General features: G+C 68.2%; 21 protein-coding genes and 1 pseudogene. 13 read left to right on the forward strand and 9 right to left on the reverse strand.

What is annotated here, in order from left to right:
- Positions 1-114: 114 nt before the first annotated feature.
- The 3 genes from VHS75_RS13980 (at position 115) to VHS75_RS13990 (ending at position 3283) form a co-directional block, all read left to right on the forward strand.
- Complete coding sequence (locus tag VHS75_RS13980; protein WP_329639228.1) at positions 115-1173, forward strand: GGDEF domain-containing protein; 1059 nt, start codon at positions 115-117, stop codon at positions 1171-1173.
- 225 nt (positions 1174-1398) lie between these two features.
- A complete protein-coding gene (locus VHS75_RS13985) occupies positions 1399-2199 on the forward strand; it encodes an enoyl-CoA hydratase/isomerase (RefSeq protein ID WP_329639229.1) in 801 nt (266 codons plus the stop codon).
- Positions 2200-2422: 223 nt separating this feature from the next.
- Positions 2423-3283: a haloacid dehalogenase-like hydrolase gene (locus VHS75_RS13990; protein ID WP_329639230.1), complete on the forward strand. Its 861-nt coding sequence runs from the start codon at positions 2423-2425 to the stop codon at positions 3281-3283.
- A 1-nt stretch (position 3284) separates the two neighbouring features.
- On the opposite strand, the gene VHS75_RS13995 is transcribed toward VHS75_RS13990, so the two are convergent.
- Entirely contained in the window at positions 3285-3419 is a 135-nt protein-coding gene (locus VHS75_RS13995; RefSeq protein WP_329639231.1) for a hypothetical protein, read from the reverse strand.
- Positions 3420-3607: 188 nt separating this feature from the next.
- Between VHS75_RS13995 and VHS75_RS14000 the strand changes: the two genes are divergently transcribed.
- Positions 3608-3973, forward strand: a complete 366-nt coding sequence (locus VHS75_RS14000) for a response regulator (RefSeq protein ID WP_329639232.1) — start codon at positions 3608-3610, stop codon at positions 3971-3973.
- Between the two features lie 6 nt (positions 3974-3979).
- Here VHS75_RS14000 and gmk read toward each other — a convergent pair whose 3' ends face one another.
- The 7 genes from gmk to fabD form a co-directional block, all read right to left on the reverse strand.
- Complete coding sequence (gmk, locus tag VHS75_RS14005) at positions 3980-4576, reverse strand: guanylate kinase (RefSeq protein WP_329639248.1); 597 nt, start codon at positions 4574-4576, stop codon at positions 3980-3982.
- A gap of 72 nt (positions 4577-4648) precedes the next feature.
- Entirely contained in the window at positions 4649-5533 is an 885-nt protein-coding gene (locus VHS75_RS14010; RefSeq protein WP_329639233.1) for a YicC/YloC family endoribonuclease, read from the reverse strand.
- A gap of 157 nt (positions 5534-5690) precedes the next feature.
- Complete coding sequence (mltG, locus tag VHS75_RS14015; RefSeq protein WP_329639234.1) at positions 5691-6668, reverse strand: endolytic transglycosylase MltG; 978 nt, start codon at positions 6666-6668, stop codon at positions 5691-5693.
- 44 nt (positions 6669-6712) lie between these two features.
- Positions 6713-8005: a beta-ketoacyl-ACP synthase II gene (fabF, locus tag VHS75_RS14020; RefSeq protein WP_329639235.1), complete on the reverse strand. Its 1293-nt coding sequence runs from the start codon at positions 8003-8005 to the stop codon at positions 6713-6715.
- 88 nt (positions 8006-8093) lie between these two features.
- Positions 8094-8333 (reverse strand): acyl carrier protein, encoded by a 240-nt coding sequence (locus VHS75_RS14025; RefSeq protein WP_329639236.1) that lies wholly within the window; start codon positions 8331-8333, stop codon positions 8094-8096.
- 138 nt (positions 8334-8471) lie between these two features.
- The gene (gene fabG / locus VHS75_RS14030) at positions 8472-9212 is read right to left on the reverse strand and encodes a 3-oxoacyl-[acyl-carrier-protein] reductase (RefSeq protein WP_329639237.1); all 741 of its coding nucleotides are present in this window, start codon (positions 9210-9212) and stop codon (positions 8472-8474) included.
- A 10-nt stretch (positions 9213-9222) separates the two neighbouring features.
- A complete protein-coding gene (fabD, locus tag VHS75_RS14035) occupies positions 9223-10167 on the reverse strand; it encodes an ACP S-malonyltransferase (protein WP_329639238.1) in 945 nt (314 codons plus the stop codon).
- Positions 10168-10276: 109 nt separating this feature from the next.
- Between fabD and VHS75_RS14040 the strand changes: the two genes are divergently transcribed.
- The 6 genes from VHS75_RS14040 (at position 10277) to VHS75_RS14065 (ending at position 18177) form a co-directional block, all read left to right on the forward strand.
- On the forward strand, positions 10277-11356 hold the full coding sequence (locus VHS75_RS14040) for a zinc-binding dehydrogenase (RefSeq protein ID WP_329639239.1): 1080 nt from the start codon (positions 10277-10279) through the stop codon (positions 11354-11356).
- A gap of 422 nt (positions 11357-11778) precedes the next feature.
- Positions 11779-12297: a DUF4402 domain-containing protein gene (locus VHS75_RS14045; protein ID WP_329639240.1), complete on the forward strand. Its 519-nt coding sequence runs from the start codon at positions 11779-11781 to the stop codon at positions 12295-12297.
- A 268-nt stretch (positions 12298-12565) separates the two neighbouring features.
- Positions 12566-13498, forward strand: a complete 933-nt coding sequence (locus VHS75_RS14050) for a hypothetical protein (RefSeq protein WP_329639241.1) — start codon at positions 12566-12568, stop codon at positions 13496-13498.
- Positions 13479-16493 carry a hypothetical protein gene (locus VHS75_RS14055; RefSeq protein WP_329639242.1) on the forward strand — a complete coding sequence of 1005 codons (3015 nt, stop codon included), beginning with the start codon at positions 13479-13481 and terminating at the stop codon, positions 16491-16493. Before VHS75_RS14050 ends, VHS75_RS14055 begins: the two co-directional genes overlap by 20 nt.
- A 47-nt stretch (positions 16494-16540) precedes the next feature.
- A complete protein-coding gene (locus VHS75_RS14060; RefSeq protein WP_329639243.1) occupies positions 16541-17560 on the forward strand; it encodes a DUF4402 domain-containing protein in 1020 nt (339 codons plus the stop codon).
- A 71-nt stretch (positions 17561-17631) separates the two neighbouring features.
- Positions 17632-18177: a peroxiredoxin gene (locus VHS75_RS14065; RefSeq protein ID WP_329639244.1), complete on the forward strand. Its 546-nt coding sequence runs from the start codon at positions 17632-17634 to the stop codon at positions 18175-18177.
- A gap of 19 nt (positions 18178-18196) precedes the next feature.
- Here the strand turns inward: VHS75_RS14065 and VHS75_RS14070 are convergent, their stop codons facing one another.
- Positions 18197-18724 (reverse strand): DUF2059 domain-containing protein, encoded by a 528-nt coding sequence (locus VHS75_RS14070; RefSeq protein ID WP_329639245.1) that lies wholly within the window; start codon positions 18722-18724, stop codon positions 18197-18199.
- A gap of 238 nt (positions 18725-18962) precedes the next feature.
- Between VHS75_RS14070 and rpsF the strand changes: the two genes are divergently transcribed.
- From rpsF to VHS75_RS14085, 3 genes and pseudogenes are all read left to right on the forward strand, one after another.
- A complete protein-coding gene (gene rpsF / locus VHS75_RS14075) occupies positions 18963-19337 on the forward strand; it encodes a 30S ribosomal protein S6 (protein ID WP_329639246.1) in 375 nt (124 codons plus the stop codon).
- A complete protein-coding gene (rpsR, locus tag VHS75_RS14080; protein WP_329639247.1) occupies positions 19337-19618 on the forward strand; it encodes a 30S ribosomal protein S18 in 282 nt (93 codons plus the stop codon). Before rpsF ends, rpsR begins: the two co-directional genes overlap by 1 nt.
- Positions 19619-19631: 13 nt before the next feature.
- Positions 19632-19763 (forward strand): annotated as a pseudogene (locus VHS75_RS14085) (bL9 family ribosomal protein); the annotation flags it as partial.

Genomic DNA, 19763 nt, shown 5'->3' on the forward strand with positions numbered 1-19763 from the left:
AGCGGGTGCGACAAGGTGCGCGCCTTAACGCTTAGTTGGCTGTTCCGGTCGTAAATTCCTTTCCGCTACAGGCGGTTCGCATAAGGCGGCCAGCCTCCTCGGGAAGACCAGCACATGTCGGTGGACGTCCAGACCGCGCTCCGCAGCCCCAGGTCCTATGAGCTCGCGCGTAAGGCGCTTGAGGTCATGGAAGCGCATCAGGTCTGGCCGACGGTGCGCAACTTCGAGCTTTGGGTGCACTACGTCGCCGAGAAGGAGAGCCCGCTCGCGCAGGAGATCGATCGCCTGCTGGCGGCTGGCGAGCCGATCACCGAAACCGTCGGCGAGGCGCTCGCCGCCCAGTTCCTGCCCGAAGCCAAGCTAAACGGCGACATCCTGGAAGCCGGCGATGTCCTGTCCAAGGAATTGCAATCGGTCACCGCCGCCATCGAGAGCGCCCAGCGGTCCAGCGAAGAGTACGGCCAGGAACTGGCCATCGCGTCCGGCCGCCTGGAGGGCGACGACGCCACGACCGTCAAATCCGTCGTCGAGGACCTGACCGCCGCCACCAAGAAGGTGCAGAGCGAAAACTCCCAACTGGAGAGCCAGCTCGCCGACACCACCGCCGAACTCGGCCGCCTGCGCGAGAGCCTGGATCAGGTGCGCCGCGACGCCATGACCGACGGCTTGACCAACCTGGCCAACCGCAAGGCCTTCGACGAGGGCCTGGAAAGCGCCTGCGACCACGCCGACGCCGCCAGCGAAGGCATGACGCTGGCCATCATCGACATCGATCATTTCAAGGGCTTCAACGACGCCTGGGGTCACCAGATCGGCGACCAGGTGCTGCGCTATGTGGCCAGCGTCATCGGCCGTATGGGCGCCCATCCGCGCATGGCGGCCCGCTATGGCGGCGAGGAATTTGCGATCATCTTCCCCGCCGAGAACGGCCGCGCCGCTAAGGCCGTGCTGGAAACGATCCGCGAGGAAGTCTCGTCGCGTTCGCTGAAGCGCCGCTCGACCAACGAGGACCTCGGCACCATCACCGTCTCGGCCGGCTACGCCGAGCGGATCGCCGGCGAAAGCACCATGAGCCTGGTGGAACGCGCCGATGCGGCGCTCTACGCCTCCAAGCACGCCGGCCGCAACCGCACCACCGCGGCCCCGCCCATGGCGGCCGTCGCCGCGGCCTGAGCTATATAAACCGCTCGTCCCGGCGAAGGCCGGGATCCAGATCTCAAATCTGGATGGCGGGTTGGCATGACTCCGAGATCAAAGAACCCACATCTGAGCTATCCCATCTGGGTCCCGACCTTCGCCGGGATGAGCGGGCGCCTGACGGCGCGCGCTTTCAGCTAGGCTTCCGCAAGGGTAAAGTCCTTTAGATCGGGCGAGACAGCTCGAGCTGGAGGAATTCCCATGGACGGCGCGCAATCGCCCGCAAAGGTCCGGACCGAGGTCCAGGGCAAGATCGGCATCATCACGCTCAACGATCCCGCGACCTTGAACGCGGCCGGAATAGAACTGATGGACGGCCTGACCGCCGCCTTCGACGGCTTCGTGGCTGATCCCGCCGTGCGCGCTATCGTGCTGACCGGCGAAGGCCGCGGCTTCTGCTCGGGCGCCAACCTCTCGGGCGGCGGTGGGCGGATCACCGAGAACCCGGGCGGCCCCAACCAGTCGCTGATCAAGGTCTACAACCCCTTCGTCAGCGCCGTGCGGAAATCGCCCAAGCCGCTGGTCGCCGCGGTCAATGGCGTGGCCGCCGGCGTCGGGGCCTCCCTGGCCCTCGTTTGCGACCTGATCGTCGCCGCCGAGAGCGCCTATTTCCTGCAGGCCTTCCGCCGCATCGGCCTGGTGCCCGACGGCGGCGCGACCTACCTGCTGCCGCGCCTGGTGGGCAAGGCGCGGGCCATGGAGCTGACCCTGCTGGGCGAGAAGCTGCCGGCCGGGACCGCCCTCGAATGGGGCCTGATCAACCGCTGCGTGCCCGACGCCGAGCTGATGCCGACGGCGATGGCGCTGGCGACCCAGCTCGCCGAGGGTCCGATCTCACTCGGCTACACCCGCAATCTGATCTGGGCCTCCATGGACGCCGCCTGGCACGAACAGGTGGAGGCCGAGGCCTACGTCCAGGGCGACGCCTCGCGCACCGAGGACGCGCGCGAAGGCATCATGGCCTTCGTCCAGAAGCGCCCCGCTGAGTTCAAAGGCCGTTAGGGTCGTCCACGAACTACACGAACGGGCTCGCTTCCGAGGCTCCGCGCAGCGGAGGCTCAGTCTTCCAGCCACGGAAAACACGGAAAGATCACGGAAGACGCCGATGCTTTCCGTGTTTTCCGTGGTTCCAATTGGAAGGCGCCCGCTGCGCGGGCCTCGCAGGACGTGGCCCGTTCGTGGAGTTCGTGTGGTTCGTGGACGGTTTCCCTTCTAGAACCGCGCCATGACCTTCGAGCGGCCCCGGGCGGTCTTCGCCTACGATTTCGACGGGACCCTCGCGCCCGGCAACATGCAGGAGCACGGCTTCATCCCCGGCGAACTGGGGATCGCCAATCACCAGGACTTCTGGGACGAGGTGACGGTCCTCGCCAAGACCCAGCGTGGCGACCCGATCCTGGCCTACATGCACCTGATGCTGGCGAAGGCCCGCGAAAAGGGTATCGACCTCACTGAGGCCAGTTGGCGCCAGCGCGGCGCCAACCTGCCGCTGTTCCCCGGGGTCCTCGACTGGTTCGACCGCCAGAACACGCGCGCGGCCAATCTGGAAATGGACCTCTCCCACTTCATCATCTCGTCGGGCAACCGTGAGCTCATCGAGGGCTCGCCGATCGCGCGTCATTTTACGAAGATCTACGCCTCGGCCTTTATGTTCAGTGAGGCTGGCGACGCCATCGGTCCAGCGCTGGCGGTCAACTACACCTCCAAGACCCAGTTCCTCTTCCGCATCAACAAGTGGACATTGGACGAATGGGACGACGTGGCCATCAACAAGGTGATGGCCAAGGACGACCGGCCGGTGCCCTTCGACCGCATCGCCTTCTTCGGCGATGGCCTCACCGACATTCCCACCATGCGCCTGGTGACCGACCAGGGCGGCTCGGCGGTGGCGGTCTACAATCCCGATAGCCCCCACAGCATGGCCGCGGCGCGGGAGCTGCGCGATGACGGCCGCGCCCACATGGCCGGCCCCGCCGACTATGCCGACGGATCGCCGCTCGATCAGCTGGCCCAGGCGTTGTTGACCGAAATGGCCGCCCGCGCTCACGCGCGCAATCTGGTGCAATGGCCAAACGAGCCCGGCTGATCTAGCGCAGGCGCACGACGGCGACCGCGATGGCGATCGCCACCAGGCACAGGACCAGCACGATCGCGGCGCTGCGCAACGCCAGCTTCAGCAGGCTGAGCTGCAGCGCCCATTTGGGCCAGGGCCCATGGACCACGCGATATTCCGCGTCGATGTCTGGCGGGCGTTCCGGGTCCATAACCCATGATGGCGGGGTCCGCCTCGCAAGTCACCGCCTTGCGAAAGACATCGGTGCTTTTCATTATTTGCGTTGCGTCAAGGGTTTGTGGCGTGAGAATGGACAGATTGTCGCACTACGACACAGTGGCTTCCCCTCGGTTCTCCATGACGGATTCTCGCCCCGGCCGACACGCCCTCATCATCGAAGACGAGATGCTGATCGCCCTTGAAGTGGAAAGCCTGCTGTACGACTTCGGATTCGAGAGCTGCGACATCGTCGACAATCCCGCCGACGCGGTGAAGAGCGCGCTGGCTCACCGCCCGGATCTGGTCACCGCCGATATGCGTATCCTGGGCGGCACCGGGGTCGAGGCAGTCACGGCCATCACCGCGCAGCTGGGTCCGGTGCCGCACATCTACCTGACCGGTAACCCCGACATGCTGGCCGGCCAGACAGCCGCCCCGGTGGTCGACAAGCCCTTGACCCGCCGCGCCCTCGCTGAAGCCTGCGAACGCGCCTGCGCGGCCTGAGAGCCCTTATTCCTCCGCGGCCAGCTCGCTCACGAAGTCCGGCAGCCAGGGATTGCGGCCGGGCTTCATCCGCTCGGCGCGGTAGATGTGAATCAGATCGGCGTAGGCCCGGTCGAAGTCCTTGTTGACGATCACGTAGTCGTACTCGCCCCAGTGGGCGATCTCGCGCTTCCCGAGCGCCAGGCGCTGGTCGATGATCGCCGTCGAATCCTGCGCCCGCGCATGCAGCCGCCGCGCCAGGTCCGACCAGGACGGCGGCAGCACGAAGACCCGCACACTGTCGTTCGGGGCCTTCTCGGCCACCTGCCGCGCGCCCTGCCAGTCGATGTCGAACAGCACGTCCTTGCCGGCCTCCATGGCCGCGATCACCGGCGCCTTGGGCGTGCCGTAGAGATTGCCGTTCACCTCGGCCCATTCGAACAGCTCGCCGGCGGCGATCATCGCCTCGAACTCATCGCGGCTCTTGAAATAGTACTCCCGCGCCTCCTCCTCGCCGGGCCGGGCTGGCCGTGTGGTCGCCGAGATCGAAAGCACCATGTCGGCGTAGTCGGCCACTAGCCGGCGTGACAGCGAGGTCTTGCCGGCGCCGGCGGGGCTCGACATCAGCAGCAGCAGGCCACGGCGGGTCGTTTCCCAGGGCTTGGAGTGGTCGTCGGCGGCGGTGGTCACCCGGGATCACTCCACATTCTGCACCTGCTCGCGGAACTGCTCGATGGTGGCTTTGAGGTCCAGGCCGACCGCGGTCAAGGCGCCCGAGGCGGACTTCGAACAGAGCGTGTTGGCCTCGCGCATGAATTCCTGGGTCAGGAAGTCGAGCTTGCGCCCCACGCCGCCGTCCGCGGCCAGCAGACCGCGCGCGGCCTCCACATGCCCGCGCAACCGGTCCAGTTCCTCCTGCACATCGGCCTTCACCGCCATGGCGGCCGCCTCCTGCAGGATTCGCTCCTCGCTGGCGGCTTCGCCGGCGAGTTCGGTCAGGCGCTTTTCGAAGCGGGCCTTGATCAGCACAGGCTGGCCCTCCGCCAGGGCCGAGGCCTTGCCGGTGAGGTCGCCGATCCGCGCCACCAAGCCGTCCAGCACCCCGCTCAGGGAACGGCCTTCCTCGGCGCGCCCTTCCGCCAGACCATCGAGCGCCAGGCTGATGGACGCGGCCATGGCGGCTTCCACGGCCGCCTGGGCGTCCGGATCATCGACAGTGTCGGCGGTCTCGATGACGCCTCTGAGGCTGAAGAGGCCGTCCAGGGTCGGGGCCGTGACCATACCGGTCGCCACATAGGGCCCGCCGGCTTTCAGGTACTGTTCCAGTTGCTCGATGTTGACGTGGACCGCGCCGCCACTGTCGGCGCGCTTGGCCTGCACGCCCAGGGTCACCTGCCCGCGCAGGAAACGGCTCTGGGCGCCTTCCCGAGCGGCGCGCTCCAGCCCCTCGAACCCTGGCGGACCGCGAAAACGGACCTCCAGGTTGCGGCCGTTGACGCTGCGGGCCTCCACGGCCCAGCTCCAGGCCCCCAGAGCGCCCTCGGCGCGGCCGAAGCCGGTCATGCCGCTGATCATCGTCATCCCTCCCCGTGCCGGGGAGGGATAGGCCGCAAAGCGGCCAGGGTGGGGCAGTCGCGTTCAAACTCTGACTCGGCGCTCCGGCCCACACTTCCCCACCCGTCCCGAGCTTCGCTCGGTCCACCCTCCCCGAAACGGGGAGGGATGATCTTGGCCCTTTTCATTTCGCTCGCGCCCGCTCGATAGCCCGCCACTTGGCCACGTTCGCCTGATGCTGCGCGAAGGTCGAGGCGAAGACGTGCCCACCGGTGCCGTCGGCCACGAAGTACATCTCGTCGGACTTCGGCGGATTGAGCACCGCGGCCAGCGACGCGCGGCCCGGATTGGCGATCGGCGTCGGAGGCAGGCCCACGATCCGGTAGGTGTTATAGGGCGTCGCCGTGACCAGCTCCTTCATGGTGATCCCCCGGCCCAGCGGGCGGCCCTTGGTGATCCCGTAGATGATGGTCGGGTCGCTCTCCAGCTTGATCCCGGCGCGCAGCCGGTTCTCGAACACCGCGGCGATCCGCGGCCGCTCGGACGGGATGCCCGTCTCCTTCTCGACGATGGAGGCGAGGGTCACCGCCTCTTCGGGCGTCTTCAGCGGCAGATCCGGCGCGCGGCCGGCCCAGAGCTGGGCCAAGAGGGCGTCGCGGGCGCCCATCATCTTGGCGATCACCTCCCCGCGGTCCTCGCCACGCTGGATCTGATAGCCGTCCGGCAGGATCGATCCCTCCGGCGGGGTCTCGATCGCGCCGGTCAGCACCGGCTGGGCGCGCACCGCGTCGGCGACCATCTCGCTCGTCCAGCCCTCCGGGGCCACCACGAAGCGTCGGACCACCCGGCCCTCGGCGATGTCGTTCAGGACCTCGGCCATGGAGGCGCCGCTTTTGAACTCGTATTCGCCAGCCTTCAGATGGCGGCCGGAGCCGCTCAGCTTGGCGGCCAGGTAGAAGATTTCCTTCGAGCCGATCACGCCTGCGGCCTTCAGGTCGCTGGCGATCTGGCCGACGCCGACGCCCTTGGGCAGGATCACATCGGTGAGGCCGTCGGCCCGCGCCGCAGGCCCCGGGCCGCGGTAGGTCCAGATCACCCAGCCGCCGCCGAGCACCGCAAGGAGGAACAAGGTGGACAGCACGCGGCCCGCGGTCCGGAACATGCCCTGGTCCTTCCGGACCGGCCTGCGCCAGCGGAACCTGCGGCTCACGAGACCTTCTTGAACACCACTGACGCGTTGGTCCCGCCGAACCCGAAGGAGTTGGAGAGCGCGACGTCGATCTTCATCGGCTTGGCCTTGTTGGGCACCAGGTCGATCTTGGTCTCGACGGACGGATTGTCGAGATTGATGGTCGGCGGCGCGATCTGGTCGCGGATCGCCAGCACCGAGAAGGCGGCCTCGATCGCCCCGGCCGCGCCCAGGAGGTGCCCGGTGGCCGACTTGGTAGAGCTCATGGTCGCCTTGTCGGCCGCATCGCCCAGCAGGCGGGTGACCGCGCCCAGCTCGATCTCGTCGCCGAGCGGCGTCGAGGTGCCGTGGGCGTTGATGTAGTCGACGTCGGCCATCTCGATCCCCGCATCCTTCAGCGCCGCCTTCATGGCGCGGAAGCCGCCGTCGCCGTCATCGGCGGGCGCGGTGATGTGATAGGCGTCGCCCGCCAGGCCGTAGCCCACGACCTCGGCGTAGATCTTCGCGCCGCGCGCCTTGGCGTGCTCGTACTCTTCCAGCACCAGGACGCCGGCGCCCTCGCCCATGACGAAGCCGTCGCGGTCCTTGTCGTAGGGCCGGCTGGCCTTTTCCGGCGTGTCGTTGAAGCCGGTCGACATCGCCCGCGCGGCGATGAAGCCCGCCATGCCGACCGGGCAGATCGCCGCCTCCGCGCCGCCCGCCAGCATGACGTCCGCGTCGCCGTATTTGATCAGCCGGGTTGCGTCGCCGATGGCGTGGGCGCCGGTGGCGCAGGCCGTCACCACGGCATGGTTGGGCCCCTTGAAGCCATAGCGGATCGAGACCTGCCCGCTGCCCAGGTTGATCAGGGCCGAGGGGATGAAGAAGGGGCTCACCCGGCGAGGGCCCTTCTCGTGCATCTCGATGGAGGTCCGCTCGATGGTCGCCAGGCCGCCGATGCCCGAGCCGATCATCACCCCGGTGCGCTCGCGGCCTTCGGTATCGTCCTCGCCGGGTCGCCAGCCCGAATCCTTCACAGCTTCGTCGGCCGCGGCGATGGCGTAGAGGATGAAATCGTCCACCCGGCGCTGGTCGCGGGTCGAGAGCGTCTGGTCGGGATCGAACGATCCGGGGACGTCCGGCCCGCCGCCGCCGCGCCCGTCGACGCGAGGCACCTCGCCGGCCACGCGGCAGGCGTATTCCTCGGACATCTCAAAGGTGGTGACGCGGCCAATGCCGGACTTGCCGGCCAAAATCTTGGCCCAGGTGATCTCCGTCCCCTGGCCCAGGGGCGTGATCAGGCCGATACCGGTGACGACGACTCGACGCATGGCGATCAGCGGTCCTCAAAGGAAGACCGCCGGAGCCGGGGCGAAACCCCGACCCGGCGGTCTGAAAACCTTAAGCCGAATCAGGCGCTTAAGCGCCCAGCTTCTCAGCGATGAACTTCACGGCGTCGCCGACCGTCTGGATATGCTCGGCCGCGTCGTCGGGGATTTCGATGTCGAATTCTTCCTCGAAAGCCATGACCAGCTCGACGTTGTCGAGGCTGTCAGCGCCCAGGTCGTCGATGAAGCTGGCCTTCTCGGTCACCTTCTCCGGATCGGCGTCCAGGTGCTCGATGACGATCTTGCGGACGCGTTCTAGGACGTCGGACATTAGGTAGGTCCCTCTAAGTTCAGGCTTTGCATCGGCGAGCCGGGCCTTGAAGTCAACCGCAAGGGTCAGGCTCACCAAGAGTCATTCGGGCGTTAGCATGTTCCCATGTGGGAAGGCGAGGCCTTCAAATCACCTCTGCTAGATCATCGCCATGCCGCCGTTCACATGCAGGGTCTGTCCGGTGACATAGGCCGCCTCTTGCGAGGCGAGGTAGACGCAGGCCGCGGCGACATCGGCGCCGACGCCAAGCCGGCCCGCCGGGATGGTCGCCATGATCTGCGCTTTCTGGGCGTCGGTCAGGGCGTCGGTCATCGGGCTTTCGATGAACCCCGGCGCCACGCAATTGACGGTGATGCCCCGCGTCGCGACCTCGGCCGCCAGGGCCTTGGAAAAGCCGATCATGCCGGCCTTGGAGGCGGCGTAGTTGGCCTGGCCGGGATTCCCGGTGACGCCGACCACCGAGGTGATGCCGATGATCCGGCCATGGCGGCGGCGCATCATGCCCTTGGTCGCCGCGCGGCTCAGCCGGAAATAACTCTCCAGATTGACCTTCAGCACCTCGGACCAGTCTTCGTCCTTCATTCGCAGCAACAGACCGTCCTTGGTGATCCCGGCGTTGGCCACCAGGATATCGAGCGGCGCCCCGGCCGCCGCCTCCGCGGCCTCCACCAAGCCATCGACGGCCGCGGGATCGGAGAGGTTGGCCGGAACCGCCGAGACCCGCGCGCCGAACTCCGCCGCACGCTCCTGCAACACCGCCTCGCGGGTGCCGGACAGCACGACATGCGCGCCCTGGGCGTGCAGGGCCGCGGCGATGGCTGCACCGATGCCGCCGGTCGCGCCGGTGACGAGGGCGGTCTTGCCGGTCAGGTCGAACATCGGCTCTCCTTTAGAGGCTCTTGGCGAAGGCTTCGAGGTCGGCAGGGCCGTTCAGCGGGGTCGCCTCGGCGTCCGGGGCGATCCGCTTGGCCATGCCCGACAACACCTTGCCGGCGCCCGCCTCGGCGAAGCGGGTCACGCCGCCCTCGCCGGCCAGCCAAGTCATGCTCTCGCGCCAGCGGACACGTCCAGTGACCTGCTCGACCAGCAGGCCGCGGATCAGCTCCGGATCCAGGGTCGGGCGCGCCGTCACATTGGTCACGATCGCGGCCCGGGGCGCGAGGATCGTGGCGGTCGCCAGGGCCGCGGCCATCTCGTCGGCCGCCGGCTGCATCAGCGGGCAGTGGAAGGGCGCCGAGACGTTCAGCAGGATGGCCCGTGCGCCGAGTTCCTTGGCCTTCTCGATGGCCAGGTCGACGGCGGCCTTGGCGCCGGAGATCACCACATTGCCGGCGTTGTTGTCGTTGGCCACCACGCAGACCCCGACCGCCGAGCCGGCCGCCGCAGCCTCTTCCGCCAGCGCCACGTCGGCCTTGGGGCCGATCAGGGAGGCCATGGCGCCCTCGCCCACCGGCACGGCGCGCTGCATGGCCTGGCCGCGCAGCTTCAGGAGGCGCGCGGTGTCGGCCAGGCTGATCGCGCCCGCCGCGGCCAGCGCTGAGTATTCGCCCAGGCTGTGGCCGGCCACGAAGGCCGCCTTGCCGATCCCGACGCCGAACTCCTTCTCCAGGGTGCGCATCACCGCCAGGCTGACCGCCATCAGCGCCGGCTGGGCGTTCTCCGTCAGGGTCAGCTGATCCTCAGGCCCCTCGCGCATCAGCTTGAAGAGCTTCTGGCCGAGCGCATCGTCGACCTCCTGGAAGACCTCGCGCGCGGCGCTGAAGGCCTCGGCCAGGTCGGCGCCCATGCCCACGGCCTGGCTGCCCTGGCCGGGGAAGAGGAAAGCGAGGCTCATGCGGTTGGCTCCGAAAGCTTGGGATCGGGGGGCTCTATCGATTCCGAGCGGCGAGGGTTACGGAATAAGGAAAGCCCCGGCAAGGCGGCGAAATCCAGGGACGAACGCGATGCGGGCGGTGGTGCGGCGCAACAAGCAACTGGTCTGCGACGAGATCGCCGATCTGGAGCCGGCGGCCGGCCAGGTGCTGGTCAAGACGCTCGCCTGCGGCATCTGCGGCTCCGACCTGCACGCCCTGCATCACATGGAGCACATGATCGAGCTCGGCCGGCGTGGCGGAGGCGGCGACAACGGCTTCGATCCCGGCGCCGACACCGTCTTCGGCCACGAGTTCTGCGCCGAGATCCTTGACCACGGGCCGGGTTCGCCCAAGACGCTGAAGGCCGGGACCCGCGTGGTCAGCGTGCCGGCGACCCTGACGGCCACAGGCGCGGAGATGCTCGGCTTCTCCAACCGCCTGCCCGGCGGCTTCGCCGAGCGGATGATCCTGAGCGAGGCGCTGATCCTGGAGGCGCCGAACGGCCTTTCCACCGAACATGCGGCCCTGACCGAGCCCTTCGCGGTCGGCTTCCATGCGGTGGCCAAGGCGCGGATGGACGCCAACTCGGTGGCCCTGGTGATCGGCTGCGGGCCCGTGGGCCTGGCGGTCATCGCGGCGCTGAAGGCGGCCGGCCACGGCCCGGTGATCGCCGCCGACTTCTCGCCTCGCCGCCGCGCCGCCGCGGAAAAGCTGGGCGCCGACGTCGCCCTCGATCCGGCAAGTGAGTCCCCGCACGACCGCTGGGAAGCCCTGGGCGTGCCCAAGACGCGCGCCGCCCAGCAGATGATCCGTATGATGGGCGGGAACTTCGGACGTCCGGTGATCTTCGAATGCGTCGGCGCGCCGGGCGTCGTCCAGAGCCTCATCGAGGCCGCGCCGGCCGGCGCTCAGATCGTCGTCGCCGGCGTCTGTATGGAGACCGACCGCATCGAGCCCTCGATCGCCATCACCAAGGAGATCGAGCTGACCTTCGTCTTCGGCTACACGCCCGAGGAGTTCGCACGCACCTTGCGCAACATCGCCGAGGGGGTGATCGACGTCTCCGGCCTGGTCACCGGCCGAGTCGGCCTGGAGGGCGTCGCCGGCGCCTTTACCGCCCTGGGCGACCCGGAAGCGCATGTGAAAATCCTGGTGGAACCCGCGTCCTAAGGCCGCACCGCGCGTCGTCGATGGGAGGCAGATTGTCGCGATCCGCAACCCCTGGTGGCCGCGCTCCGGGCGACCCCACCTGGCTGCGGTTGCATCCGCCGCCGGCAGACGCCTCCGCAACGGTTAAAGGCGGCGCTGTGGGTGACAAATCAGCTTCGCGGAAGCCCCCGGGGCCGCCATCAAAGCAGTTACTATTCCCCTCCGAGGGAAGAATGGAAGTCAAGGGAGGTCGACGTCTTTGGCTTAACTTGAGGAAATTCCATCATCGACATTCAAGACTGTTGCAACCTGGACGATTGGCTGCGTTTCCACCCGGATTGCTTGCATTGACACTAGGATATCGTGGATTTAAGTGACACTCCTAATGCCACGTTAAGCTTGATGCGTCGACGCCAAGTTCGACGCCTTATCCGGGGGATTTCATGACTATCCGCAACGCCCTGCTCGCGGCCGGCTCGATTGTCGCCCTCTCCGCGCTGGCCGGCAACGCGCTTGCCGCCGGCAGCGTCCAGGCCACGGCCAACGCCAGCGTCACGGTCGTGTCGCCCACCAACCTGACCAAGACCCAGGACATGGCCTTCGGTACGGTCACGCGCCCATCGACCGGCACCAACACGATCGTGCTCTCCGGCGTGGATGACTCGGTGAGCAAGACGGGCGCCGGCGACGCTAGCCTGGTCGCCAGCACCACCAGCGCCGCGAAGTTCAGCCTCGCGACCGTGGCGGCGATCAACTACACGACCACCCAGAGCCTGACCTTCACCCAGACCGGCCTGACCAACATCGCGGCCGGAAACCCGGTGGCCGGCAGCGGCACGCTCGGAACGGTGCCGGCCAACGGAACCCAGGTGCTGAAGATCGGCGGCCAGTTCGACATCAGCTCAGCGACCACCGCCCAAGCCTACACCGGCACCCTGACGGTCACGGTCAACTACAACTGAGCCCTGGCCGCCCCGCAAGGGGCCCAAGCCTGCCTCGGGGTGCGACCTTACGGCGCCCGCAAGCTATGGAGCCGCAAAAGGGGCGTTAACTCTAAACAGCCAAGGTTCCGACTCGCTGAAGCCCGATTCTGGGCCCGGCCGGCAGGACGATCCGTCGCACGGGCCTGAGGCCGGAACAGAGCTTGCGAGCTAGACCGTCGCCAATGGATACCGCCCACGCTCAAGCGCTCCGCGCGCCCGGCCTCCGCCCCGTACCGGCGTCACATCCATGAAACCCCGCACCCTGCTGACCGCGCTGATGTTTCTGGCGACCCTGGGGGTTGGCGCGGCGTCCGCTCAGCCTGCGGCGGCGCCGGCCGAGCCCGTGCGCGGCGCACCGGTCGTCTCCACCCAGGCCAGCGGCGCCAACCTGAACATCTCGCCCAAGCGGGTGACCTTCGACCGCGGCCATCGCTCGGCGACGGTTTTCGTGTTCAACCAGGGCTCCGCGCCGGGGACCTTCGACATCTCGCTGGTGGACCGCGTGATGCTGCCCGATGGCCAGATCCTGCCGATCACCGACGCCCAGGCGACGCCCGAGACCAAGGCGGTCGCCGACCGCGTGCAGTCGGCGCAGGGGATCCTGCAGATCTCGCCCCGCCGCGTGACCCTGAACCCCGGCCAGGGCCAGATCGTGCGCCTGCGGGTGACCGGCGCGGCCGCCGACGCCGGCGTGGTCGAACTACGAAGCCACCTGACCATCGCCACGCTGCCCCCGCGGGAAAGCGGCACGACGGCAGAGGCCGCCGCGGCCGACCGTCCGGCGGGCCAGCTCAGCTTCCAGATCAACGCCCTGCTGGGCCTCAGCATCCCGGCGATCGTGCGGCTGAACGATCCGGACATCCGCGCCCGCATCGAGAACGCTCATGTCACGCTTGAGGCCCTGAACGGCCCGAACGCGCCGCCGACGCCGACCCTCAGCCTCGAGCTGGTGCGCGCGGGCGTGAACTCCCTGTTCGGCAATTTCGAAGTCCGCTCGGCCGGCCAGCCGAAGAGCCCCGTGCTCGGCGCGTCGCGCGGCGTCGGGGTCTATACTGAGATCGATCGTCGCTCGATCCGCATCCCCCTCACCCGCGCGCCGGTCCAGGGGGAACATCTGGAGGTGACTTTCACCGACGACGACACATCGCCGGGAAAAGTCCTTGCGAAGCTCACGCTCTAGCCGCGCGGCGCTGTTCGCGACCGCAGCGGTCCAGGTCTGCGCCGTCGGCCCGGCCCGCGCGCACACGCCCGACCCGGAGGCGATTGCGAAGCTGATGCTGGGCGCGCCCGGGCCGCTCGTCGGCCCGCCCGGCGGCGGCGAGGCGATCGCCCGGTTCCTGATCCGGGGCGCGCCGCCCCACGCCGTCGCGCGCGCGGCGGCGGTCGCCGCCGCAAACCCCGTGCGGCTGGCCCAGGTAAGTCCGCCGCCCGCCACATCCTTTACCGGGCCTCCGCCCGCGCCCGCGCCGGCCCGGGCGCCGCCTCAGACCAGCCGCAGCACAGAGCGCGTGCTGGCCGTCGACCCGCGCTTCCCCGCGCCCGACCCGCAGACCTTGCTGCTGCTGCTCGTCCAACTGGACAACCTGACGCTCACCGATGGCTTGACCGCCTATGGCTCGCCGGACGATCCCCTGCTGCCGGTCGGCGAGCTCAGCCGCCTGCTCGAACTCGATGTTGAGGTCAGCCCGACCGACGGGCGTGTAACCGGCAGCCTGGGCGAGGCCCGCCGCGCCCTGCTGATCGATTTCCTGACCAACACCGCCCGGATCGGTCCGGTGGCGGTCCCCCTGAAGCCCGGGGACATCGCCGTCGACCCGGCGGAGATCTATGTGCGCGCCTCGGTGCTGGCCCAGCTGCTGCCGCTCACCTTCGCCGTCGACGCGCCCAGCCTGCAGATGAAGCTGACAGCCACCGAGGTGCTGCCGATCCAGAGCCGGCTGCAACGCCTGGCGCGCCTGCGCGACGGCGGGCCCAAGGCCAATACCCCGGTGATGCGGGTCGATACGCCGTACAAGCTGTTCACGCCGCCGTCCTTCGACGTGGCGCTGGGCCTGGGCGCCCAGACCATCAGCCCCAGGGCCCAGACCCAGTACGACATCCGCCTGGGCGGCGACCTGCTCTACGCCGGCCTGCAGGCCTATTTCGGCTCCGACGACACCGGACGGCTGACCACCAGCCGCGTCCTCTTGGAAAAACGCTCTCTGGAGGGCGACCTCCTGGGCCCGCTCCACGCCCGCGACGTCAGCGTCGGCGATGTCTTCACGCCGGGACTTTCGATCGGCCCGAGGAGCCTGGGCGGGCGCGGCTTTGCGCTGTCCACCGTGCCGCTGGACCAGACCAACGTCTTCAACCGCGTCGACCTGCGCGGCGAGCTGCCGATCGGCGACGACGTCGAGCTCTACGTCAACGACGTGCTGCAGGGCGCCCAGCAGCAGGCGGTCAACGGCCGCTACGAGTTCCTCAACGTGCCCCTGACCCAGGGAATCAACATCGTCCGCATCGTCACCTATGGCCCGCGGGGCCAGCGGAGCGAGGAGACGCGGGTGATCAACGCCAGCGGCGGCCTTTTGCGCCCGGGCCAGGTGACCTTCGAATTTGGCGCGGTCGACCAGAACGAGCCGTTGCTGCGGATCAACGACGTCAATCCCTTTGTCATCGACCGCGCGACCGGCAAGCCGCGGGTGGTGGCCAATATCAACTATGGCCTGACGCAATATCTGACGGCCACCGTCGGCGCCGCGACCTACACCGACCAGCTGGGCGTGCAGCGCGACCTCTATACCGGGGGTCTGCGGACCTCGATCGCCGGTGTCGCCACGGAAGTGGACGTGGCCGGCGACAACCGGGGCGGCCAAGGCGTCTCGGTGGACATCGCCGGACGGCTGTTCGGCGCCAACGCCGTCTTGCGCCAGTCGGCGTACCGCGGTGGTCTGCTTGACGAGAACAATTCCGAGGCCGATCTCGACCGGCCGGTGAAAAGCCGCACCGAGCTCAATCTCGACCAGAACTTCCGCTTCGGGACCCAGGTGATCCCGCTGTCGGTGCGGGCGCTGCGCGACATCTACGCCGACGGGGGCGACGCCTGGATCGGCCAGGTCCGCGGCTCGGCCTCGCTCGGCAGCATCCTCTATTCCACCGGCTTCGAATACGACCGCACCACCGTCGCGACCGGCCAGACCAGCGACATCCTGCGCGGGTTCTTGGGCGTCTCGACTTACCGTGCCTACAAATGGCAGGTCCGCGCGACGTTGGACTATGAGGCCCTGCCCGACTTCCGCGTGAGCGGGGTGGAAGTGCTGGTCGACCGGCCGATATCCAACACCTGGTCGCTGCGCTTCGGGGCCACCGAACGGCTGGACACGCCGAAGGACCTCTCCCTCGTCGTCGGCAGCACCACCAAGACCAGGTTCGGCGACCTGGCGATCACCGGGCAATACGACACCAACCAGAACACCTGGCGCTTCGGGGCGCAGATGAACTTCGGCCTCGGCTATAACCCACAGGCGCACAGTTACGAGCTGACCCGGCAGGGGCCCGGATCGGGCGGCTCGGTGCTGTTCCACGCCTTCCTGGACGCCAACGGCAACGGCAAGTTCGATCCGGGCGAGCGGCCGGTGCAGGGCGTGACCATCGAAGGCGGCGAGTACAAGACGGTCACCGACGCGCAGGGCGAGGCCTATGTCAGCGGCTTCGGCGCGGGGCCGACCGCGCGGCTCATCGTCGGCATCAGCCAGGTTGAGAACCAGGCGGTCAAAACGCCCCCGACCGTCATCGAGTTCGTGCCGCGGCCGGGCGGCGTGACCCAGGTCGAGTACCCGATGCGTCCCACCGGCGAGGTCATGGTCAACATCAGGCTGCGGCGGCCGGATCAGCAACGCGTGGGGCTGTCGGCGACCCGCGTGCGGCTGGTGGACGACAAGGGCGTCGCGGTGGAAGGCGTGACCGAGTTCGACGGCTCGGTGAACTTCCAGGACCTGCCCGCCGGGACCTACCGCCTCGAACTCGACAAGGACCAGGCGGCGCGGCTGCGCATGCGCCTGCTGGCCCCCGTCACCGTCACGATCCGGCCCGACGGATCGATCACGCCGGACGTCGCCGCGGAGGTCGAATTCGAGCCCCGCGCGGATAGTCCCGCCCAGCCGCCTGGCCAGCCTGCGGCAAGGCCGCCGCTGTGATAGACTGGCAATCCTTGCGGTTGGGGCGCGTGCGTTCAGCAGTGGCTATGATCAGGCTCTTCACGCCGAGGTGGATTTGGCGGGGCGCGCGGACGCTGTCCCTGGCTCTGATCCTCCAGGGGTTGGCCTTCGCCGCCCAGGCCGCCTCCAGCTACACCGTGCAGGCGACCACCAACGTCGACCTCGGCGTCATCACCTCCGGGGCCACCGGCGACACCGTCTTCCGCATCGACCCGACGACGGCCGCGGTGACGATCGTATCGGGAACGGCGACGCGGGCGACCAACAGCTCCACACGCGCCATGGTGACCATCAGCTGCGCCGCCACCGTGGCCGGCGACTGTACGAACACGGTCACCGTCAGACTGGCTTCGGCAGGTTCGCCCACCGGCCGCGCGCGCGCGCTGTCCCGCATCAGCTTCACCATGGGCACGGCCGCTTTGTCTGGCCCGCCGGGCCCGCCGGGCTCTGGGACCTTCACCATCGCCGCGATCGGGGCGAATTCGTCGAAGACCTTCTTCGTCGGGGCCGACATGGGGATAGGCGGCGACGATTCCGGCCTCGCGACCGGGCTTGCGGAGGCCGACTTCAGCGTCAACACTACCGAGGCCACGACCGGCGCTGTCGGCGCCGGCACAGGCCGGTTCCTGGCGACGGTCATCCGCTCCATCGCGATCTCCAAGATCTCGGACCTGGTCTTCGGCCGGGTGGCCACGCCGGCCAGCGGCTCCGGCGTGGTGGTGATCGACGCTGCGACCGGCGCCCAGTCCAGCACCAACGGCGTCGCCACCTTCGCAAACCCGGCCCCCAGCCGCGCGGCCTTCAATGTCACCGGCGAGGGCGGCCAGGCCTTCAGCGTTACAGTGCCTGCGAGCTTCGTGATGAGCGGGCCGCAGAGCATGACGGTGACCACCACCAGCTCGGTCACCGGCTCGCCGCTGCTCAGCGGCAGCCTGGGCTCCGCCGGGTCCTTCACCTTCGGTGTGGGCGGCTCGGCGCCGATCAGTTCGACGACCCTGAACGGCGATTACGCCGGCAGCTTCACCGTTACGGTCGCCTACAATTGACCTAGCGGAAGCTTGCCGCGACAATCTGTCAGGGCCGGTGTAGAACGCCCGTCGAACCGAGTGGAGACCACATGAAGAACCTGATCGTCGCTGCTGTCGCCGGAAGCCTCATCGCCGCCGCCCTGGCCACGTCCGCCGCCGCCGAACTGAAGGCCGGGGACAAAGCCCCCGACTTCTCGGCCCCCGCCTTCCTGGCCGGCCAACAGTTCAACTACAAGCTCGCCGACGCCCTGAAGAAGGGCCCCGTGGTCGTCTATTTCTTCCCGGCCGCGCACACCCAGGGCTGCAACATCGAAGCCCACCTGTTCTCCGAGGCCATCGACCAGTTCAAGGCACAGCACGCGACGGTCATCGGGGTGACCGCCGGCAACGTCGACCAGCTCGCCGACTTCTCCAAGGAGACCGAGCATTGCGGCGGGAAATTCCCGGTCGCCGCTGATCCGGGCGCGAAGATCGCCCAGCAATATGACTCGATCCTGGCCAAGAAGCCCGACTGGTCCAATCGCACCTCCTACGTCGTCGCCCAGAACGGCACGATCGCCGACGTCTATTCGTCGCTGGACCCCTCCGACCACGTCAACAAGACGCTGGCCGCGGTGAAGGCGCTCAAGAAGTAGGATCTCGAATCCGCGCCGCTCAGGTCTTGGGCCTGGGCGGTGCGCTCATCTTCGAGCAATCGGTTTTCGAGCAGAGCCGCCGCAACACGTCGGCGGTCATTGCCGGCATCAGTTCGGTCATGGTCGGCCCGATCTGGCTCATCATCACAGGCATCTTGTTGAGCACTGCCTGACCGCTGGGGCTGTTGTAGAAGTTCACCACGTCCTGCAGCTCCTTCTCCGTGAAGGTGCTGGCGTAGAGCGGTATGAATTTGTCGGTGATCTTGCCCAGCATGTCGGCAGTGGATTCCGTGACGGCCTCGGTCATCGCCGCCGCCTGTTCGTCGGTCAGCGATGGGTTGGCCTTGCGCGCCTGGGCCATCATCGCCGGGACCATGGACTTCATCATCTGACCCACCATCTGGTCCATGTGCATCTCGGCGAACAGCTGCCGCGAAAGCTCCAGGCTGTGGGCGCTGGGCGGCGCGTCGGCCGAGATGGCGGGCGTGGCGGCGGCGATGGCGCCGGCCGCGGCTAGGCAGGCGACGAGGCGGCGAACGGACGGCATGGAGGCTCCCCTGGGGTTTGGACAGCGCGAGGCTGCGCGCCGCCGGGGCGTCTGACAAGGCGCTGACTCTTGCTTCCCAGGCGTTTTTCCCCTATCAGCCCGCCTCTTCACGGAGAGCGGTCTCTCGCGGAACACCAAAGGGTTCGGGAAACTCCCGGCCGCCGCGCCAGAGATCCATCGCGTCCAGCGGACCTTCCGCCGCCGGACGCGCCGCCCTCCAAGCCGGAAGAAGGAACCTATGGCGCTCTACGAGCACGTTGTTATTTCGCGGCAGGATATTTCGCCGCAACAGGCCGAAGCCCTCAACGACACCCTGAAGCACCTGATCGAAGAAGGCGGCGGCAGCGTCGCCAAGATCGAGTACTGGGGTCTTCGCAACCTGACCTACCGGATCAAGAAGAACCGCAAGGGTCACTATTCCCTGCTGGCCATCGACGCCCCGCCTGCGGCCGTGCAGGAGATGGAACGCCAGCTGTCGCTCAACGAAGACGTGCTGCGTCACCTGACCGTGCGCGTCGAAGAGCTGGAGCTGGAGCTCTCCCCGATCCTCGCCCGCCGCGATCGCGACCGCGAACGCCGCGATGACTTCCCGGCCAAGGAAGGAGCCTTCTGATGACCGACGAAACCACCATCGATGACGCCCCCGCCGCTGGCGGCGCCTCGGGCGGCGCGCGCCGTCCCTTCTTCCGTCGCCGCAAGGTGTGCCCGTTCTCCGGCGCCAACGCCCCGAAGATCGACTACAAGGACGTGAAGCTGCTGCAGCGTTACGTCTCCGAGCGCGGCAAGATCGTACCCTCGCGGATCACCGCGGTGTCGGCCAAGAAGCAGCGTGAGCTCGCCAAGGCGATCAAGCGCGCCCGCTTCCTGGCGCTCCTCCCGTACGTCGTGAAGTAAGGGAGCCGCACAGATGAAAGTCATTCTGCTCGAACGGGTTGAAGGCAAGGGCGGCCTCGGCGACGTGGTCACCGTGAAGGACGGGTACGCCCGGAACTTCCTGCTGCCGCGCTCCAAGGCGCTGCGCGCCAACGCCGCCAACCTG

This window comes from Phenylobacterium sp. (assembly GCF_036264965.1).
Taxonomy (GTDB): Bacteria; Pseudomonadota; Alphaproteobacteria; order Caulobacterales; family Caulobacteraceae; genus Phenylobacterium.

Excerpts from the sequence above, each read along its gene's own strand:
- VHS75_RS13980 (WP_329639228.1), top strand. The coding sequence starts at position 115 with ATGTCGGTGGACGTCCAGACCGCGCTCCGCAGCCCCAGGTCCTATGAG.
- VHS75_RS13985 (WP_329639229.1), top strand. The coding sequence starts at position 1,399 with ATGGACGGCGCGCAATCGCCCGCAAAGGTCCGGACCGAGGTCCAGGGC.
- VHS75_RS13990 (WP_329639230.1), top strand. The coding sequence starts at position 2,423 with ATGACCTTCGAGCGGCCCCGGGCGGTCTTCGCCTACGATTTCGACGGG.
- VHS75_RS14000 (WP_329639232.1), top strand. The coding sequence starts at position 3,608 with ATGACGGATTCTCGCCCCGGCCGACACGCCCTCATCATCGAAGACGAG.
- gmk (WP_329639248.1), bottom strand. The coding sequence starts at position 4,576 with ATGTCGAGCCCCGCCGGCGCCGGCAAGACCTCGCTGTCACGCCGGCTA.
- VHS75_RS14010 (WP_329639233.1), bottom strand. The coding sequence starts at position 5,533 with ATGACGATGATCAGCGGCATGACCGGCTTCGGCCGCGCCGAGGGCGCT.
- mltG (WP_329639234.1), bottom strand. The coding sequence starts at position 6,668 with ATGTTCCGGACCGCGGGCCGCGTGCTGTCCACCTTGTTCCTCCTTGCG.
- fabF (WP_329639235.1), bottom strand. The coding sequence starts at position 8,005 with ATGCGTCGAGTCGTCGTCACCGGTATCGGCCTGATCACGCCCCTGGGC.
- VHS75_RS14025 (WP_329639236.1), bottom strand. The coding sequence starts at position 8,333 with ATGTCCGACGTCCTAGAACGCGTCCGCAAGATCGTCATCGAGCACCTG.
- fabG (WP_329639237.1), bottom strand. The coding sequence starts at position 9,212 with ATGTTCGACCTGACCGGCAAGACCGCCCTCGTCACCGGCGCGACCGGC.
- fabD (WP_329639238.1), bottom strand. The coding sequence starts at position 10,167 with ATGAGCCTCGCTTTCCTCTTCCCCGGCCAGGGCAGCCAGGCCGTGGGC.
- VHS75_RS14040 (WP_329639239.1), top strand. The coding sequence starts at position 10,277 with ATGCGGGCGGTGGTGCGGCGCAACAAGCAACTGGTCTGCGACGAGATC.
- VHS75_RS14045 (WP_329639240.1), top strand. The coding sequence starts at position 11,779 with ATGACTATCCGCAACGCCCTGCTCGCGGCCGGCTCGATTGTCGCCCTC.
- VHS75_RS14050 (WP_329639241.1), top strand. The coding sequence starts at position 12,566 with ATGAAACCCCGCACCCTGCTGACCGCGCTGATGTTTCTGGCGACCCTG.
- VHS75_RS14060 (WP_329639243.1), top strand. The coding sequence starts at position 16,541 with ATGATCAGGCTCTTCACGCCGAGGTGGATTTGGCGGGGCGCGCGGACG.
- VHS75_RS14065 (WP_329639244.1), top strand. The coding sequence starts at position 17,632 with ATGAAGAACCTGATCGTCGCTGCTGTCGCCGGAAGCCTCATCGCCGCC.
- VHS75_RS14070 (WP_329639245.1), bottom strand. The coding sequence starts at position 18,724 with ATGCCGTCCGTTCGCCGCCTCGTCGCCTGCCTAGCCGCGGCCGGCGCC.
- rpsF (WP_329639246.1), top strand. The coding sequence starts at position 18,963 with ATGGCGCTCTACGAGCACGTTGTTATTTCGCGGCAGGATATTTCGCCG.
- rpsR (WP_329639247.1), top strand. The coding sequence starts at position 19,337 with ATGACCGACGAAACCACCATCGATGACGCCCCCGCCGCTGGCGGCGCC.